This is a genomic window from Flaviflexus massiliensis, assembly GCF_001375495.1.
GTDB classification, from domain to species: domain Bacteria; phylum Actinomycetota; class Actinomycetes; order Actinomycetales; family Actinomycetaceae; genus Flaviflexus; species Flaviflexus massiliensis.
Map to the genome: position 1 here is coordinate 682,244 of NZ_LN831058.1, position 15,097 is coordinate 697,340.

Here is a 15,097-nt window from a genome sequence, read left to right on the forward strand (position 1 = left end):
CTTGAAGAGACTGATCTGGCCGAGAATCCGGAACGTGATTCCGGGTTTTGAAGAGTGTTCGACAACTGTTCACCCACTCGCAACCGAGTTCTACGTCACAAAGGGTTTTGTTGTAGGAGCCTGAAGGTGCCTCCGATGAAAGGTTTGAGAGTTGAGCAGAAGAGCACGGAAGTTCCCCACCTTCAAACGTTCTCCCGAAACCAAGCTCCAACGAACAGTGCACTCACGTCACGTGACGGTGCGTCCCTGCCGAATCGATCGCCGCTACTGGGCGCTCAGGGCGGCCGCCTGACCAAGGTCACCAACATGACCTTGCTGTAGAAGTGGAGAAAAGCACCTACGAGCTCGGTCGTCAAAGCGACATGCTGAGATCAGGCGCGATTACGCGGCCTTGGGCCGCTTTGTGGTCCCGGAAGAAGGCATGCGTGCTGCTTATTCGTTGCAGATAACAGTCATGGTTGGACCAGCGAGAAATGCCAGGCTGGCAACGGTGAAGGCCGACATGGCGCTGAGGGCGCGAGTCCGATCGACGTCGTAATTATCAGCCAGCCAGATTGCAGCTTCCTTCAACGACCAGGCATCCACATCGAAGACATCGATGTCCCCAATGGAGTCGAGTACGTTCTGATCGATCGTCGTCCCCTTTTGGTGGTTGATGACGATCGCGATCTCGGGATGAACGTCGCGCAGAGGCTTAGCGTCGGCTGTCTTGTCATCGAACAGATCGTAAACACCGGCACTGTCGATCTGTTCACCAAGCAGGCTTCCGAGGGGATAGGACGTGGCGGTGGGAAGGCCGAGTTCGTCGGCCGCCTGCCGCAGGAGCTCTTCCTGCTCGTTAGCGAACGTGATGATCCTCGTCAGTTGATCGAGTGCAATGCAACCGGAGGAACGATCGTCAGGACCGGCATGAATCGATCCGCCGGCACCGGCCCAGGCCAGGCGTGCACTGAGGTCTTTTGCTCCCCACTGGGGGTCGGAGATGCCACGGGTGGCCGCGAGAGCCACGAGTAGGCTGAGTGAGCCTCCCGGCAGGGCGGGAGCGATCGTGGCCAGGGGTGTGATGGGTCTGCGCCCATCACTGCACCGGGATGGCAGAGTGTCCTCCGTGTTGACGAAGAGGCTACCGTCATCCTCGGCGCGCAGAAGTTGGTCGAGCGCCGGGTGATCGGGCTCGGGAGCAATGGATCCCTTCGCTATTTGAGCGAAGACACCCATGACACTACTTCCATCCCATAGTCATGAGGAAACCAACGAGCATGACGCCGAATCCGAGGAACAGGTTGTAGTTACCGTTACCGAACGGAATCGGGTACTGGCCGCTTGTCACGTATGCGGTCACGACAATGATGAGGCCGATGACCATGAGGGTGACCATGACGGGGGCCCACCACCTGGGTGAACCAGCAAGCTCACGATTCTTGTCGATGTCCACCTCACGCTGTGCCTGCTTCTTCTTCACAGCAGCTTTGCGGCGCCTGGATTCGGGCATGGTCGCTCCTTACCTTGTAATGGCATAATCTTAACCGGACTAGCTTGGAAATGAGGAGGGCGTTGATGGGCCGACACGCGAAGACCAAACCGTCTGCTCTCTCGAGGGTACTAGGTGTAGTCGGAGAACTCCTCATCACCGCGGGCCTGATTATTCTTCTCTTCGTCATCTGGCAAATCTGGTGGACCGATGTCATCGCCAACCGCGAGCAATCCAAGCTGGTAAGCGAATTCCGTCAGGAAATACCCGAGCCCGAAGGTGAGACAGAAGGTACCGAATACCGAACCGATCCACCCCCGGTGGATGCCGATGCGATCCGTGCCTCCCTCAACACCAATGAGATCTGGGGAATCATGCATATCCCCGCCTTCGGGGATGACTACGAGGTGGGTATCGCGGAAGGCACTGACCTGGCCTCGGTGATCGACAAGGGAAGCCTCGGCCACTACGAAAACACGCAGCTGCCCGGAGAGCTCGGTAACTTTGCTCTCGCGGGGCACCGCCAATCCTACGGTGCGGCACTCCGCCAGCAACCCGACCTCGTTGAGGGCGATGCCCTGATCGTAGAGACGGCCGAAACCTACTACGTCTATCGGGTGACCGGCCACGAGGTGGTTGCCCCCACGGCCATCGAAGTGATCGCTCCCGTTCCCGGTCAGCCAGGTGTTGAGGCCGATAACTACTATCTGACACTGACGACCTGCCATCCCCCGTTTATTTCGAATGAACGCTGGGTTACCTATGCAGAGTTTGACTACTGGATGCCCCGTAGCGAGGGCACCCCGAAGGAGCTTTGATGTATTCCGCACTGTTCCGCAGGCTCCCAGGATCCACCTGGGTCAAGGTCATTCAAGTCCTGATTCTTCTCGCCGCCATCATCGTCCTCCTCTTCGGCTGGGTGTTTCCCTGGGCGGCCGAACATCTCCCCATTTCTGAGAACACGGTTGGCTAATGAGCAAAATTCTGATTGTCGATAACTACGACTCGTTCGTTTACACGATCGCCGACTACCTCCAGCAGCTCGGTGCGCAGGTAACGATTCGGCGCAACGATGCCGTTGAGGTGACCGAAACGGACAAATACGACGGGGTTCTTATCTCGCCCGGGCCGGGGACTCCGGCCGAGGCAGGGGTGTCCATGGACATGATCCGCTACTGTGCGGACACGAACAAGGCGCTCCTCGGTGTCTGTCTTGGCCACCAGGCCCTGGCAGAGGTTTACGGTGGCACCGTGTCGCACGCCCCGGAACTCATGCACGGAAAAACCTCCCAGATCTTCCACCAGAGCCAGGGCGTGTTCGAGAGTTTGCCGAGCCCTCTCGAAGTGACCCGCTACCACTCCCTCGCCATTGAAGACGGCACGAACCCCGAGGTGCTGGATGTGACCGCCACGGTCCGCTCCGCCCACGGCGAGGTGATCATGGCCGTGGAGCATCGAGACCTGCCCCTGTGGGGAGTCCAGTTCCATCCCGAATCGATCCTCACGCATGGGGGACACCGGATGCTTGCCAACTGGCTCAGCATCACCGGGGATAGGGAAGCCGTCGAACGCTCGGAGGGACTGGCCCCGCCCATCAACCGCGGATAGTAACCGCAGGAGCCCGGTTCTTTGGGGTTGCGGGAACCGGCTGGGACTGCACAGAGTGAATGGGTGAGGGTGGAGATCCACACGGATCTCCACCCTCACCCATTCACTTCAGAACTCTGCCGGCCTACTCGTTTGGTGGTCCCGTTGAGGGATCGTTTGACGGTGGGGTGTCTGTTGGGTCCGGTGTCGGATCGTCCGTCGGGTCCTCGGTGGGTTCCTCCGTTGGATCCTCGGTCGGTTCCTCCGTCGTGGGGTCCTCGGTTGGGGCCGGTTCTTCGGCGACGGTGATGACAATCTGTTCGCCCGTCGCAACCGATGCGCCTTCGGGGTAGTTCTGGCGGATAATAGTGTCGGGGGTTTCTTCGGATTCTTCGAATTCGATCCGGTAGCTCAAATTCAGGTTGTTGAGCTCCGCGGTCGCAATGTCGACATTCATGCCGACCAGGTTCGGAACGGACACGCGACCGGATGAAACCTTGACGTTGACGGGGGTGCCGCGGGGGACGGATGTGTTGGCGGTCGGATCGGTCGAGATCACTTCACCCTCGTCGAAGTCCGGGTGGTTATCTTCCGTTGTCTGGGATCCCCACACGAGTCCCTCGGCTTCGATCGTGCGGCGTGCAGCATCGGCATCCATGCCCGTCACATCGGGAACCGTTACCTCGCCAACTCCGGCGGAGAAGGAGACGGTGACGGAGCTGCCTTCCTCCACGGAGGTGCCCACGGGCGGATCGGAGGAGACGAACAGTCCCTCGTCAACCTCGTCCGACTCAACGGGATCACCGATGATGAGTTCCAGGTTGTCTTCGGCGAGTGCCGCTCTCACTTCTGACTGGTTCAACCCCTCCAAATTTGGCACGTCAACCATCGTGACTGTCGGTGTTGGCCCCTCATCAGAACCGTTGTTACCGAGTACCTGGTAGAGCCCGAAACCGGCAAGGACCAGCAGCAGGAGGATGATGATTCCCCAGAGCCAACCATTCTTCGACTTTTTCTGGTGGGCGGGAAACTGGCCCGTTTCGTAAGGCGGATAGTTGCCCGTATGAGCAGACACAGCGGAAGGCACTTGACCGGGTGCGTAGGCCGCCGTGGGCAACGGTGTGGGAATGGGTGCGGGGACCGCGTAGGCGGTTGTCGCGGGAGCGGTGACGGCGCCACCACGGACCGCATTCAGCAGATCCGAACGGAACTGGGCAGCAGTCTGGTACCGATCATCACGGTTCTTCGCAAGCGACTTGAGAACGACACGGTCGATCGAGTCGGGGATGTCGGCGGTAATGGAAGACGGTGGTAAAGGTACTTCGGACACGTGCTGGTAGGCGACAGCAACAGCGGAATCTCCCGTGAACGGAGGCTTGCCCACCAACATTTCGTACAGGAGGCAACCGGCCGAATAGAGATCGGAGCGGGTATCGACCACTTCACCGCGGGCCTGCTCGGGTGACAGGTACTGGGCGGTGCCAACAACGGTGTTGGTTTGGGTGACGGTCGAGTGAGCATCAGCCAGGGCACGAGCGATCCCGAAGTCCATGACCTTGACCGTGCCATCCTGGGTCAACATGATGTTGCCGGGCTTGATGTCGCGGTGAATGATGCCTTCGCGGTGCGAATATTCGAGTGCGGACAGGACCCCGGCTGCGACGTGCGCGGCCTCATCGATCGGAATCGGGTCCCCGTCGGCCAGCAGGTCGCGAACCGTTTGACCGTTGACGTACTCCATGACAATAAATGGCAGGTTGACCTTCCCGGTGCCGGTCTCGATCTCTTCCTCACCCGTGTCGTAGACGGCCACGATCGAGGGGTGGTTGAGGGCGGCTGAGGACTGGGCTTCACGCCGGAAGCGAGCCAGGAAAGTGTCGTCCGTTGCCATGTCGGAGCGCAGGATCTTGATGGCAACCGTGCGTGACAGCCTGGTGTCGTAGGCGATATACACCTGTGCCATGCCGCCGCGCCCGATCAGCCTACCAACCTCATAACGGTCGGCAAGCATGCGGGGGAGTTGGTCCACCATAATTAACCTTTCCTAACGACTAGTCGTTCAATGCGGTCAGCATGACCGACTGTGCCATGGGGGCCGCAAGCGAGCCACCGTCCGTACCAAATCCTTGATTACCACCATTTTCCACCATGACGGCGATCGCTACGTCAGGATTATCTGCGGGAGCAAAACCAATGAACCAGGCATGCGGAGGTATCGTGCTCGATATTTCCGCGGTACCCGTCTTCCCGCCCACGTCCACGCCCTGAATTTGGGCGCGATAGCCGGTTCCGTTCGCGACCACCTCGACCATCATTTCCGTCAAAGCATCCGCCGTATCTTCGCTCATGGCCCGCGAAAACTCCTTCGGCGATGTCGTTGATACTTCGTCAAGATCCGAGGTAAGGGTGCGCTCCACGAGATAGGGCTGCATGAGAGAACCGTCGTTGGCAATCGCTGACGCAACCATCGCCATCTGCAGCGGGCTCGTCCGGAGCTCAGACTGACCAAAACCAACCTGAGCCAGCTCTGCCTCACCTTGGGTGTCGGGGAACTGGGAGGGACGAACAGTGAGGGGGATTGAGAGGTCCTGTCCGAAACCAAACTTCTCCGCCTGCTCCCTCATGACATCCTCACCCAAGTCAACCGAGGCAATAGCGAAGGGAGTGTTACAGGACTGGCGCAAGGATTCCAGCAGCGTTGCCTCACCCGAACCGTCACCGCAGGCAAGCTCGCCCGGGTTGTGAATCGCGTGGGTTGTGCCGGCGGGCACGTATTCGGTGGGAGCCTCAATCCGCTCATCCATCGAATAACCGTTCTCCAGCATCGCCGTTGCCGTCACAACCTTGTAGACGGAGCCCGGTGTGTAGAGTTCACCACCGGTCGCCCTGTTGAGGAGCGGCTGATCCGGGTCGGCAACGAGGGCATCATAGTTCTCCTGCGCGGCAGCTGAGTCGTGGGTCGCAAGCAGGTTTGGATCGTAGGAGGGTACCGACACCATGGCGAGAATCCGGCCAGTATCCGGCTCCAGGACGACAATGGCACCCTTCTGGCCAGCAAGAGCGTCGACCGCCGCCTGCTGGATCTCCGGATCCAACGTCAGTTCAACACCGCCACCGCGCTGCGAATTGCCGGTGATCAGGTCCTTGATGCGTTGCAGGGCAAGCGACTGGTCGCTACCTCCGAGCACTCCGTTTTCGGCCCGCTCAACCCCTGTCATCGAGTTAAAAGCGACAGAGAAGTACCCGGTTGCGTGCGCGTAGAGCTCACCCTGATTGTAGGTGCGCTGGAAGGAATAGAGATTGTCGACCGGTTCCGACGTCACAATCGACTGGTCGGCAACGATGATTGGGCCGCGCTCGCGGCCGTACTCCTCGTAGATGGTGCGGGAGTTCCGGCCATCAGCAACCAGTTCGGGCGCCCGCACAAACTGGACCATGGTCACGGAGATGAGGAGCGCAAGGAACATGAGGCAGGTGAGGGTCGCGATGCGGCGGATGGGTTGGTTCATGGCAGTCTCATCGCCTCCGTTTCGGCACGATCAGCATCCGTTTCTTGACGATCCTCAGAGTCGTCATTGTCCGCTTCGATTTCAGCATCGTCTTCGTATTCGATTTCTGACTCTTCCCAGGCGGGTGGCAGCGGTTCACCCGTGCCGCGCATGGGGCTACGTGCCCCGTTCGAGATCCGCAGGAGCAGGCCGATGACGATCCAGTTGCAGAGCAGGGAGGACCCGCCAAGAGCCACGAGGGGCAGGGTGAGGCCCGTGAGAGGAATGAGGCGGGTGACGCCACCAACGACAACGAAAACCTGGAGGGCAATCACGAAGGACAGGCCGGAGGCGAGTAGTTTGCCAAAACCATCCCGCACGTAGGCCGCGGAGCGGAGACCGCGAACGACGATGACGAGATAGAGGGCAAGTATCGCGAAGACACCCGCCATACCCAGCTCTTCACCGAGGGAGGCGATGATGAAGTCGGAGTTTGCCTGGGGGACGATACCCGGATAGCCCTGACCAAGACCGGACCCAAACAGGCCGCCTGAGGCCATCCCAAAGTTCCCTTGCACGACCTGGTAGGAACCAAATGCGGCGTTGTAAACCTCGGGATCCATGGCGTTCAGCCACACGTTGAAGCGTGCCGCGACGTGGGGGAAGAACTGGAGGACAACAAATCCGCCACCGAGCGCCAAGATTCCACCGATGATGATCCACGACAGGCGGTCGGTCGCAACGTAGAGCATGGACACGAACAGTCCGAAGAACAGGATCGAGGTGCCGAGGTCTTTCTGGAACACGAGAACGGCCAGGCACACCGCCCAGGCGAGCATGATCGGAGCGAAGTGGCGCAGCTGGGGGAGTTGCAGGCCCAGGAACTTCGGTCCTGCCAATGCCAGGTTGTCACGGTTGACCACCAGGTATCCGGCGAAGAAGATCGCGAAGAAAATCTTGGCAAGCTCGGCAGGCTGGAACGAGAAGCCAGCCATGTTGATCCAGATCCGCGCCCCGTAAATCTCTCGACCAAGACCAGGAATCAGGGGTAGTAGGAGCAGAATCGCACCAATGATGAGCGAGGTGTAGGTGAATCTCCTGAGCATCCGGTGGTCACGGATCGTGATGAGTGTGAGGACTGCAAGAACCACTCCCAGGAGCATGAAAATTGTTTGCGAACCGGATTCGCTCGACCCGGTATACAAATCAATGCGCTCAATCATGGCAATACCAATGCCATTGAGTGCGAGAGCGGTTGGGAAGATCACGGGATCCGCATAGGGTGCAGCCCACCGGATCAGGAGGTGAGCGACCAGAGCCATCGCACCAAACACGGCAGCAAACGTCACGATGTTCCCGGGTAGTTCTCCCTCGGAACCAAGGTGGACGAGAGCGTACCCCCCGACTCCGATGATGGCGGAGATGAGTGTGAGGAAGAATTCCGGGAGCCTCCCGGGATTGGCTGCCAGATGCGTGATGGTAGCCATTACGGGGTCTCTTCCGGTTGGCCACCGCTGTCACCGCGCGTGGGCGGGGTTGAACTGTCACCGCTGGGTTCGGGTGAGCTCGATGATGGAGACTCGCTCGGTGTTTCGCGGGGGTCTTCCGACTCCTTCAGCTCTTCATTTTTGACAATCTTGTCTCGCAGGAAGTCATCTTCCAGGTCCTGGACGAAGCCTTCAGCATCCTCTCGTGAGGAATGAGTGACCGGCTGTTCGAGCCTGCGCTGGGCAGTATCGTTCAAGTCCTCAATGCGAAGCGAAGTCCGTTTTTCCAGGTGCGACAGCTCCAGTGGCCCCAGAGCCTGAGGGATGCCCCGGTAGATTCCGACATTCCCATCGGCCGCGTAGACGTAGTACTGGGACTGTGTCCAATACCAGCCACCAAAAAGACCGCCAGCAAGAAGCACAAAAACACCAACAATGACGGCGAGCCGGGCGGGCCACTTTCGCTTGGTGGATTCGTCATCGTCAGTTAAGCAATTCGGGTCGGCAACGTCTCTGGTGCGAACAACCTTGGCGCGCTCCTCCTTCTCGAACTCGGCAGAGGCGGAACCAACAACGACGGGAATCGTTGAGGGGGCATTCGAGGCCGTGAGCTCCCGATCGTCCATGACGTCAAACAGGACAACGGTGACATTGTCGGGAGCGCCGGCTGCGAGAGCGAGCTCGATCAACCGGTCGGCGCACTTCTCCAGATTCGCGTAATGCAAGAGCGTGTGGGCAATGGTTTCATTCGAGACAACACCAAACAAGCCATCGGAGCAGAGCAGCCAGCGGTCACCGACGACAGCTTCCCGGATTGACTCATCGAGTTCAACTTCGCCCTCGGTGTCACCCAGGGCCCTCATGATTACGTTCTTCTTCGGATGGTTCTCCGCCTCCTCAGCGGTGATCTGACCGTGGTCGAGCAGGTATTGGACGAGCGTGTGGTCTTTTGTGACTTGGATGAGGGAATCGCCCCTCAACTGGTATGCACGGGAGTCACCGATGTGGACCATGGCGAGTTTGTTTCCGGAACGCATGATGGCAATGCAGGTGGTTCCCATGCCCTTGAGGGACCGGTCCTCCTCTGCCATGGCCACCAGCTCATCGTGCGCTTCCGTCACGGCCTCTCGCAGCATGGGAAGCAGATCCTCGGCACCGTGAACATCATCGAGCTCGGAGAGGCGACTCACCGTCACCGAGGAAGCCGTGTCGCCGCCCGCGGCGCCACCCATGCCGTCCGCCAACACCAAAAGGTGGGGCCCAGCATACCCAGCATCCTGATTATTCTTGCGGACCGCACCAACATCGGAACGAGCAGCGAAGCGAAGTTGAACTGACATGAGCGCCTACCGTTGCAAAGTGAAGGTTGTTTGACCGATGGTGATGGAATCGCCTGCCTTCACGGGAATCGGATGGTCGATGCGTTGGCCGTGAACAAACGTGCCGTTCGTGGACTGGAGATCTTCCACATACCAGTGCCCTTCTGACTGGAAAAAGCGAGCATGCCGTGCCGACGAATACGAGTCGTTTAGCACCAGGGCTGAGTCGGGGGAACGGCCGACGATGATCGAGGCATTGCCTAGGGGGATCGTGGTTCCCACGAGGGGACCGTCCGTCACGATGATCTTCGACGGGACGTCACGCGCCGGTTTTGCTGCCTGCTTTTTGGGGCGTGCCTGCTGGCGCGAATAATTCACGGGAGCAACGGCTTGCGGCTTCTGTCCACGCTTCCGTACCCGAACACCGTAGATGTCCCGCCTGAGGGTCGCGATCACCGCGAAGACAAAAACCCAGAGGAGGACAAGGAACCCGATGTGCAGGATCGTGAGAACGAGCTCGCTCATGCGTAGCTCTCCGGACTGGTCCAGAACATGATCCGGGTCCGGCCGATCGTGATCGTGTTCCCATCCACCAAGGTTGCCGCACTGATGCGATGGCCCTCGACGAAGCTACCGTTTGTTGAACCGAGATCGGTGGCGATCACGCCACGAGGCGTGACACGCAACTCGAGGTGGTGGCGAGAAACTCCGGTATCGTCCACGACAATGTCGGACTCGGATCCGCGACCAATGATCGTGACCGGGCCGGTCAATAGGTAGCGCTGACCCTGAACATCAATGATGGGATTGGCGGGAGATGGAACGGAATTAGTCACGGGTGCAACAGCTCCTCGTACGGTTTGGGTGGAGACACGGGTGGTACCAACACCCTGCTCAACGCCCGACTCAAACGACATCCGAAGTGGGCCCAGAAAAGTGTATCCCTGTGATGTCGCGTATTTAATGGCGTGGTCGATGAGCTCTTCCTCAATCGCCGCCCTGCCCCAGTTCTCCAGCTTGGCGAAATCATCGGGAGATAGCGAAATCGTGAACTCGTTCGGTGAGATTGTGCGGGCACGCGAATAGACCGCAGCGCCCTCGTCCATCGCCCTATTCACGGCCGAAGCGATCTCGACGGGCTTGATTTCGGACTTGAAGGCTCGACTGAAAACGGAATTCACGACGTTTTCAATCCCGCGTTCGAACTTACCGAAGGCTCCCATTCGACCATCTCCCTTCCGCAACGGCAGGCCAGTACCCACAATTACATCCAGACTAGTAGGTTTTTGCATTGTAGAGATGGTGGCGGGGAGTTTCCTGGGGAGTTTCGTGATGACAATAAGCGCGTGAACAGGCCCGATAAGTCCCAGACCTGCACCGCCATAGTGAAAAATCCCAACAACTCGCGCGAATGGATGGACACGCCCAGGCGATCAGAAGCTTCAGCAGTTGGCGTTCTCACAATTTGTGCAGTTGGAGACAATGAGGACCGCAAGGTAAGCTAACAAAGCTGGTAACAGCATCGCGCAAGTGGCGGAATAGGCAGACGCGCACGGTTCAGGTCCGTGTGCCCGAGAGGGCGTGGGGGTTCAACTCCCCCCTTGCGCACCGTACAAACGGCGGTCTATCAACAAAAGATAGGCCGCCGTTCTCACATATCCGACCATGCGGTAGCCCGCCCCGTCGGAACGACAAGTGAATGGTCAAGGCTGTGTCACTGCCACAGACCGACCGGGACCCACGGCGCAGTCCCAGGGCCTTGTGGTGGCCTAGGTTTGTAGACAAACCCGGATAGTAAGCAAAATAGGCGAATGTTCTTCATGGGTTTGTGAATGAATTGGATAGGAATGTTTACAGGACTGGTCGAAGAAGTTGGCACGGTAAGAGAAGTTTCCCCGCAGGGCGGTGGCGAGACGAGGCTCCGCATTGAGGGACCGCTCGTCGCTTCGGATGCTGGACTTGGGGATTCCATTGCGGTCAACGGCGTCTGTCTCACTGTCGTGGATCTTCCAGGTGAAGGCACTTTCGTGGTCGAAGCCGTGCCCGAGACACTGTCCCGCACAACCGTTGGTGTACTTGTGCCCGGATCGACAGTGAACCTGGAGCGAGCATTGCGTGCGGACGCCCGACTCGGTGGCCACTTCGTTCAGGGTCACGTCGATGGTGTTGGAAAACTACTGGCACGCACCGATGGTGGCAGGTGGCAGGACCTCACTTTCCAGCTTCCGCTAAGCCTTTCCCCTCTTGTTGCCGAGAAGGGGTCAATCGCGGTGTCCGGGGTTTCTCTCACAGTCACGAAAGTGACCCGTGAATCGTTCTCGGTATCTCTCATTCCAGCCACTCTTGAATCGACAACTCTCTGTGACCTATCCGAGGGCGATTTGGTCAATCTTGAAGTCGATGTGCTCGCGAGATACATGGCGCGGCTGCTTGAGACGGGCAGTGCGGGTAATCGCTCTCGCTAATCACGGGGTATGTGCCCTGTTGAAAGACAATACATCGAGGTGGCGGGATGCATATTTTCTGCATCCCACCACCTCAACCCTGTGGGTCAGTTTTTAGCGGGTAATTGCCTTGAAGTTTTCGGTCTGTGCCTTGATTCCTCGTTCGGCCGCGAAGCGTTCAATCGAGGAAGCCCCGAAGAATCCTGCAAGATCAGGCAGGGCCTTGATCACGTAGGCCGCATCATCTGGTTCGGCGATGGGTCCGCCGTGGCAGATGACAAGGATATCGGGGTTAACTTCGCGTCCTGCTGCGATGATGTCCCGAATCCGGTCGACGCAATCATCAAGAGTCAGGGCTGTCTGCGCTCCGATAGTGCCCTTTGTTGTGAGTCCCATGTGCGCGACAAGGATGTCCGCTCCGGCCTCTGCCATTGCTCGAGCATCGTCCGGAGTGAACACGTAGGGGCAGGTGAGCATGCCCAGCTTGTGGGCTTCCTTAATCATGTCGACCTCGAGTGCGTACCCCATTCCGGTCTCTTCAAGGTTCTGGCGGAAAATACCGTCGATGAGACCAACGGTGGGGAAGTTCTGGACACCAGAGAACCCTTGAGCCCTGAGCTGTTCAAGGAACCGCGGCATGACACGGAACGGGTCGGTTCCGCACACGCCAGCAAGAACCGGGGTGTTCTTAACAACGGGAAGAACCTCGGAACCCATATCAACGACGATGGCGTTGGCATCGCCGTAGGGCATGAGGCCCGAAAGGGAGCCCCTTCCCGCCATTCTGAACCTGCCAGAGTTGTAGATGATGAGGAGATCCGCACCGCCTGCCTCTGAGCTCTTGGCAGTGATTCCGGTGCCTGCACCAACACCGAGGAGCACCTCGTTGTTCGCGACCTTCTCGTTAAATCCGGCAACAATTTCTTCCCGAGTTTGGTTGTTCATCGTCAATGTCCTTTCGATTCGATGAGGTCAATGAGGGATTGTGCCGCGCTCGCGGCAAATTCTGGATTGTTAATATCTGTGTCCAATTCGCAAATGGTGACTTGGTCATTCGTTACGTGCTTTCGCAGGGAGGTGAAGAGAGCCTGATCGGCTTCCGGGTCGTAGAAGGGGCCTCCCTTAACGTCGATTGCAGATACGCCCCGCACAGGTAGCAAGAGTTCGATCGGGATAGTTGCTTGATTCAGTTTCTCAGCTAGCTTTGCTCCGAGCTGCTCATTCTCGGCCGGAGTGGTTCGCATGAGTGTGACCTGTTGATTGTGAGGATAGAAAGTGCGGTCCGCATACTTCTCCGGGACGGTCTCGGGGCTTCCAAAGTTCACCATGTCCATGGCCCCAACGGAAACAACCTGGGGAATTTGATTGCGGATCGCGGCTTCGCTGCGATGTGGGCCTGCGGCAAGAACCCCACCAAACAGCTCATCGCACCACTCCGTCGTTGTTAGGTCGAGGACGCCAACGAAATAGCCGTCGTCGATCAGTCTCTCCATTGACTTACCGCCGGCCCCGGTGGCATGGAAAACAACAACGTCGTAACCACGTTCTTCCAGGTATTTCTGGGCTTCGGTGATGCAGGGGGTGGTGACACCAAACATGGTGGCGGCGATGTGGGGCCGTTCGTCATCGTCCTCATGAACGGGTGCCCCAAGCATCCCGACCGTCGCATAGACAGCGTTTTGCAGGACATCCTTGAGAATCGAGTTCAGGCCCTGAACGTCAACGATTGAGGGGAACATGATGATGTCGGAGGTTCCCACATATTCTGCGACTGATCCGCCAGCCATGGTCGAGACCATGACCTTGGGAAAACCAACGGGAAGGGCTCTCATGCCAGCCGTGGCAAGAGCAGTGCCCCCAGAGCCGCCGAGAGAGAACACCGCATCAATTTCACCGCGCTCATGAAGTGAGGTAACGATGGACTTGATTCCCTGCGCAAGGGTGGCCATGGCCCGCCCTCGGTCTTTCTCCTTCTCAAGCGCAGTCATGTCACCCCCACCCGCCACGGCAACTTCCGTGTTCTGAATGTCGACCGGGTAATCAGTTGGGAATGTTCCTGAATGGATTGTGATCGTCGAAATGTTGGCTTTCTCGAAGAGTTGCCGACAATATTCAAGTTCCAGCCCCTTCGTATCGAAGGTTCCCACGATTGCTATCGTTGCCATCAGTTCTGCTTTCGTCGTTGAAAAACTGGTTTATGACGCACGTTACACAAGGTTGGCAACCCGTTCTAGGGCAGGTTGTCCTAGAGAACTCCCGGTGGCCGGTGGGACGAGAACTCTATGCCCTCCACCAGGTGTCTTGCGGGGTGACGGGAGTTGTTCTCTTGTGGCGGGAACGCAAGAAGTAGCGTTCAATGACTGCCGCTACCTCGGCCGGTACTTCCTTGCCTTCGAGGTAATCATCGATGTCGTCGTATTTGAGTCCGAGTTCGTCCTCATCGGTGCGCTGAGGCTGGTCGTCGAGCAGGTCCGCGGTCGGAACCTTCTGCCACAGGAATTCGGCACCACCGAGTTCCTGGACGAGAGAACGCACTTGACGCTTGTTGAGTCCTGCCAGGGGCATGAGGTCCGCACCTCCGTCGCCGAACTTCGTGTAGAAGCCCGTGATTGCTTCGGCTGCATGGTCGGAGCCGACAACAAGCAAACCGTCATCTCCCGCCACCGCGTACTGTGCAATCATGCGCATGCGCGCCTTCACGTTGCCCTTGTTGAAGTCGCTGATGCGGTTGGGGGCGGCGAGATCGTATTCCTTCTCAAAGGCATCAACGGCGGCGCCGATATTGATGGTGAGGACGTGATCGGGACGAATAAAGTCGAGAGCAACCTGAGCATCGTGCTCATCGGCCTGAACATGGTGGGGGAGGCGTACCGCGGTGAACTCGGCCTGACCACCCGCACTCCTCACCCGTTCCACGGCGAGTTGGGCGAGTCTGCCGCCAAGAGTGGAATCCACGCCGCCTGAGATCCCGAGAGCGAATCCTTTGGTGCCGGTGGCGTTCAGGTAGTCGACCATGAACTGCACCCGAGATTTGATCTCATCTGCCGTATTAATTGAGGGCTTGACCCCGAGCTCGGCAATGATCTTTTCCTGCATGTCACCCATGTCGCGAGTTTACCGCACAGGGGTTTCTCCGCACGGCTTCAAGGATATGCACACACTATTCATACAACTGTGGATAACTGGCGGTATTCTGTGGAGATCCTTCTGGAATTGTGGACATTTCGCGGAAGGTGGTGGAAGCAACTTGTGGATAACCTGTGGATAAGTAAATTACATCAATGTCTTTTTCCAGGTAAAG

Annotated in this window: 15 protein-coding genes and 1 tRNA gene; 5 read left to right on the forward strand and 11 right to left on the reverse strand. The window is 58.3% G+C overall.

The window, feature by feature from the left end:
- Positions 1-432: 432 nt before the first annotated feature.
- Both BN1241_RS06970 and BN1241_RS06975 read right to left on the reverse strand, forming a co-directional pair.
- Entirely contained in the window at positions 433-1,218 is a 786-nt protein-coding gene (locus tag BN1241_RS06970; RefSeq protein ID WP_054952936.1) for a hypothetical protein, read from the reverse strand.
- 4 nt (positions 1,219-1,222) lie between these two features.
- The gene (locus tag BN1241_RS06975) at positions 1,223-1,492 is read right to left on the reverse strand and encodes a cell division protein CrgA (RefSeq protein WP_054952937.1); all 270 of its coding nucleotides are present in this window, start codon (positions 1,490-1,492) and stop codon (positions 1,223-1,225) included.
- Positions 1,493-1,557: 65 nt separating this feature from the next.
- On the opposite strand from BN1241_RS06975, the gene BN1241_RS06980 reads away from it, so the two are divergent.
- The 3 genes from BN1241_RS06980 to BN1241_RS06985 are packed head-to-tail and all read left to right on the forward strand — an operon-like array spanning position 1,558 to position 3,079.
- A complete protein-coding gene (locus tag BN1241_RS06980) occupies positions 1,558-2,289 on the forward strand; it encodes a class E sortase (RefSeq protein WP_054952938.1) in 732 nt (243 codons plus the stop codon).
- Positions 2,289-2,444: a hypothetical protein gene (locus BN1241_RS12985; RefSeq protein WP_187117610.1), complete on the forward strand. Its 156-nt coding sequence runs from the start codon at positions 2,289-2,291 to the stop codon at positions 2,442-2,444. The genes BN1241_RS06980 and BN1241_RS12985 overlap by 1 nt, the downstream gene beginning before the upstream one ends.
- Positions 2,444-3,079 (forward strand): anthranilate synthase component II, encoded by a 636-nt coding sequence (locus BN1241_RS06985; protein WP_054952939.1) that lies wholly within the window; start codon positions 2,444-2,446, stop codon positions 3,077-3,079. The genes BN1241_RS12985 and BN1241_RS06985 overlap by 1 nt, the downstream gene beginning before the upstream one ends.
- Positions 3,080-3,203: 124 nt before the next feature.
- Here the strand turns inward: BN1241_RS06985 and pknB are convergent, their stop codons facing one another.
- Genes pknB through BN1241_RS07015 form a run of 6 tightly spaced genes read right to left on the reverse strand, consistent with a single transcriptional unit; the run spans position 3,204 to position 10,614 of the window.
- Complete coding sequence (gene pknB, locus BN1241_RS06990; RefSeq protein WP_054952940.1) at positions 3,204-5,090, reverse strand: Stk1 family PASTA domain-containing Ser/Thr kinase; 1,887 nt, start codon at positions 5,088-5,090, stop codon at positions 3,204-3,206.
- Positions 5,091-5,109: 19 nt separating this feature from the next.
- Positions 5,110-6,567 carry a peptidoglycan D,D-transpeptidase FtsI family protein gene (locus BN1241_RS06995; protein WP_054952941.1) on the reverse strand — a complete coding sequence of 486 codons (1,458 nt, stop codon included), beginning with the start codon at positions 6,565-6,567 and terminating at the stop codon, positions 5,110-5,112.
- A complete protein-coding gene (locus BN1241_RS07000) occupies positions 6,564-8,033 on the reverse strand; it encodes an FtsW/RodA/SpoVE family cell cycle protein (protein ID WP_054952942.1) in 1,470 nt (489 codons plus the stop codon). Before BN1241_RS07000 ends, BN1241_RS06995 begins: the two co-directional genes overlap by 4 nt.
- The gene (locus BN1241_RS07005) at positions 8,033-9,373 is read right to left on the reverse strand and encodes a Stp1/IreP family PP2C-type Ser/Thr phosphatase (protein WP_077138319.1); all 1,341 of its coding nucleotides are present in this window, start codon (positions 9,371-9,373) and stop codon (positions 8,033-8,035) included. The genes BN1241_RS07000 and BN1241_RS07005 overlap by 1 nt, the downstream gene beginning before the upstream one ends.
- 6 nt (positions 9,374-9,379) lie before the next feature.
- Positions 9,380-9,877 carry an FHA domain-containing protein FhaB/FipA gene (locus BN1241_RS07010; protein WP_054952943.1) on the reverse strand — a complete coding sequence of 166 codons (498 nt, stop codon included), beginning with the start codon at positions 9,875-9,877 and terminating at the stop codon, positions 9,380-9,382.
- Positions 9,874-10,614, reverse strand: a complete 741-nt coding sequence (locus BN1241_RS07015; RefSeq protein WP_315968843.1) for an FhaA domain-containing protein — start codon at positions 10,612-10,614, stop codon at positions 9,874-9,876. Before BN1241_RS07015 ends, BN1241_RS07010 begins: the two co-directional genes overlap by 4 nt.
- A gap of 262 nt (positions 10,615-10,876) precedes the next feature.
- On the opposite strand from BN1241_RS07015, the gene BN1241_RS07020 reads away from it, so the two are divergent.
- A tRNA-Leu gene (locus tag BN1241_RS07020) sits at positions 10,877-10,960 on the forward strand.
- Between the two features lie 239 nt (positions 10,961-11,199).
- Entirely contained in the window at positions 11,200-11,817 is a 618-nt protein-coding gene (locus tag BN1241_RS07025; protein ID WP_054952945.1) for a riboflavin synthase, read from the forward strand.
- 93 nt (positions 11,818-11,910) lie between these two features.
- Here BN1241_RS07025 and BN1241_RS07030 read toward each other — a convergent pair whose 3' ends face one another.
- From BN1241_RS07030 to nadE, 3 genes are all read right to left on the reverse strand, one after another.
- Positions 11,911-12,741, reverse strand: coding sequence for a phosphoenolpyruvate hydrolase family protein (locus tag BN1241_RS07030; RefSeq protein ID WP_054952946.1), 831 nt, complete (start codon positions 12,739-12,741; stop codon positions 11,911-11,913).
- A gap of 2 nt (positions 12,742-12,743) precedes the next feature.
- A complete protein-coding gene (locus tag BN1241_RS07035; protein ID WP_054952947.1) occupies positions 12,744-13,961 on the reverse strand; it encodes a Tm-1-like ATP-binding domain-containing protein in 1,218 nt (405 codons plus the stop codon).
- A gap of 115 nt (positions 13,962-14,076) precedes the next feature.
- Positions 14,077-14,901, reverse strand: coding sequence for an ammonia-dependent NAD(+) synthetase (nadE, locus tag BN1241_RS07040; RefSeq protein ID WP_054952948.1), 825 nt, complete (start codon positions 14,899-14,901; stop codon positions 14,077-14,079).
- Between the last annotated feature and the right edge of the window lie 196 nt (positions 14,902-15,097).